This window comes from Pseudoroseomonas cervicalis ATCC 49957, assembly GCF_000164635.1.
GTDB lineage: Bacteria > Pseudomonadota > Alphaproteobacteria > Acetobacterales > Acetobacteraceae > Pseudoroseomonas > Pseudoroseomonas cervicalis.
Genome location: NZ_GG770975.1, coordinates 1 through 2,204 on the forward strand (window position 1 = coordinate 1; position 2,204 = coordinate 2,204).

Annotated in this window: 3 protein-coding genes; all 3 read right to left on the reverse strand. The window is 73.5% G+C overall.

Annotated elements, in window-relative coordinates:
* Window positions 1–27: 27 nt before the first annotated feature.
* Window positions 28–936 (reverse strand): CDP-alcohol phosphatidyltransferase family protein, encoded by a 909-nt coding sequence (locus tag HMPREF0731_RS20880; RefSeq protein ID WP_007006222.1) that lies wholly within the window; start codon window positions 934–936, stop codon window positions 28–30.
* Window positions 933–1,652 carry a phosphatidylserine decarboxylase gene (locus HMPREF0731_RS20885; protein ID WP_040614314.1) on the reverse strand — a complete coding sequence of 240 codons (720 nt, stop codon included), beginning with the start codon at window positions 1,650–1,652 and terminating at the stop codon, window positions 933–935. Before HMPREF0731_RS20885 ends, HMPREF0731_RS20880 begins: the two co-directional genes overlap by 4 nt.
* Before the next feature lie 119 nt (window positions 1,653–1,771).
* Window positions 1,772–2,204, reverse strand: a 433-nt coding sequence (locus HMPREF0731_RS20890) for a LysM peptidoglycan-binding domain-containing protein (protein ID WP_007006224.1), incomplete at its 5' end; no start/stop codon positions are given.

The following is a 2,204-nucleotide window of genomic DNA, read 5'->3' on the forward strand; positions in this document are numbered from 1 at the left end:
GCCGCGTTCCGCCGCCGGGCGCATGGCTCAACCGGGCGGTGGCGCGCCCTGGGCCGCGTCCGTCCCCGGCGCGGTGGGCGCGGGCGGGGCGGCGACAGGCTGGATCAGCGCCTCCGCCTCCCGCTTCAGCTGCAGATAGGAACGCAGCGAGAAGGGCAGCATGCCGACATAGATCAGCCCGGCGGCGGCCAGCGCCGCCCAGGGCTCGCTGACCAGCAGCGCCGCATAGGCGCCGATCGAGAGCAGCAGCGGCAGGATCGCCTGGCGCGGCACCTTGAAGTTCTTGAACGACCAGGTCGGGAAGGTGGAGACCAGCATCAGCGCCGTCAGCGTCAGCACGCTGCCGACGAAGAGCGGGTGGCGCATGGCGGCGGCCAGCGTGTCCCAGCCCCAGCCGGCGAAGGCCAGCGAGGCGAAGACGGGGAACATGCCGAGCAGCGCGCCCGCCGGGGCGGGGACGCCGGTGAAGAAGCTCTGCGCGTAGGCGGGCTTGGGCGGCGGGCCGGCCAGCGGCACCGGCCCGGCCTCCAGCGCCGCGTTGAAGCGGGCGAGGCGCAGCGACATGCAGACGGCGAAGATCACGCAGGGCAGGAAGCCCAGCCCGCGATAATCATGCATGGTCCACAGGTAGAGGATCATCGCCGGGGCGACGCCGAAGGACAGGAAATCGGCCAGGCTGTCGAATTCGGCGCCGAAGCGGCTGGTGGCCTTCAGCAGCCGCGCCAGGCGGCCATCCAGCCCGTCGATGGCGCCGGCCAGGATGATCAGCCCGGCGGCGGGCTCCCAGCGCCCCTCCAGCGCGAACCGCATCGCCAGCAGCCCCGAGCAGAGGCCGAGCAGCGTCAGGATGTTCGGGATCAGCCGGTTGAAGGACTGGCCCTGGAATCGCGGGCGCTGGCGCGGGGCGAAGCGGAAGCGCCGGGGGCGCGCCGTCATGCGGGCGCGCCCGGGAAGGCGCCCGCGGCCGGAGCCTCCGGCACGGCCGGGGAGAGGTCGGCGATCACCGTCTCGCCGCCGATCATGATCTGGCCCTCGCGCACCAGCGGCACCACGCCCTCGGGCAGGTAGAGATCGGTGCGGCTGCCGAAGCGGATGATGCCGAAGCGCTCGCCGGCGCGCAGCGAATCGCCCTCGCGCACGTCGCAGAGGATGCGGCGGGCGATCAGGCCCGCGATCTGCACCACGGCGATGTCGCGGCCGTCGGTCAGGCGGATGGCCAGCGCGTTGCGCTCATTGTCGTCGCTCGCCTTGTCCAGGTTGGCGCTGACGAACTTGCCGTGGCGATAGGCGATGCGGGTGACGGTGCCGGCGGCCGGGCAGCGGTTCACATGCACGTCCAGCACCGACAGGAAGGTGGCGACGCGCCAGCGCGGCTGCGGGCCGAGGCCGAGCTCGGCCGGCGGCACCGCCTGGGTGACGCTGACCACCCGCCCGTCGGCGGGGGCCACGAAGACCGGCCGGTCCGGCACCACCCGTTCCGGGTCGCGGAAGAAGTAGAGGCAGAACAGGGTGAAGAGGAGGCCGGGCCAGAACAGCCAGGGGCCGGTGATCAACCCGCCGAGCGCCGCCACGACGGCACCGCCGATGATGAAGGGCCGGCCCGCCGGATGCGGCGGGGCCAGGACCATGCGAAGGCTTTCCATGAGCGCCATGATGCCCCGGTTATGGTCCGTCGCGGTCGCGCAAACAACCATCGGATCCGGGCAAAACCCTGCCGGCGCGCGGTTTTCGCGCGCCTGGCCGGGGGAATCAGCGTGGCCCGGGCGGCGGCTCAGCCCGGCGGCAGGGTGAAGATCTGCCCCGGATAGATGCGGTTGGGGTCGCGGATCTGGTCGCGGTTGGCGCGGTAGATCACGGTGTAGCGGGTGCCGCGGCCATAGGTGCCGCGGGCGATGCGCCACAGGCTGTGGCCGGGCTGCACCGTCATCTGCCCCGGCGCCGCGGCCGCCGGCGCCGCCTCGCGCTGGAAGGGCAGCTCGATGCGGGAGGCGACCTGGCCGCGCGGCCCGATCTGCTCGACCCGCAGCGTGTGCAGCCCGGGCTCGGGCACCGCCTCCGGCGTCAGGCTCCAGCGGCCCTCGGCATCGGCGCGCGAATCGCCGGCATGGGCGCCATCGACATAGAGCCGCACCGCGGCGCCGCCGGGGGCCCGCCCGGCGAAGCGCATCGCCCCGCCCTCCTCGTAATCCACCACGTCGAGGCCG

What these genes read in the sequence shown, in the direction of transcription:
- HMPREF0731_RS20880 (WP_007006222.1), bottom strand. Translation starts at nt 936, where the DNA reads ATGACGGCGCGCCCCCGGCGCTTCCGCTTCGCCCCGCGCCAGCGCCCG.
- HMPREF0731_RS20885 (WP_040614314.1), bottom strand. Translation starts at nt 1,652, where the DNA reads ATGGCGCTCATGGAAAGCCTTCGCATGGTCCTGGCCCCGCCGCATCCG.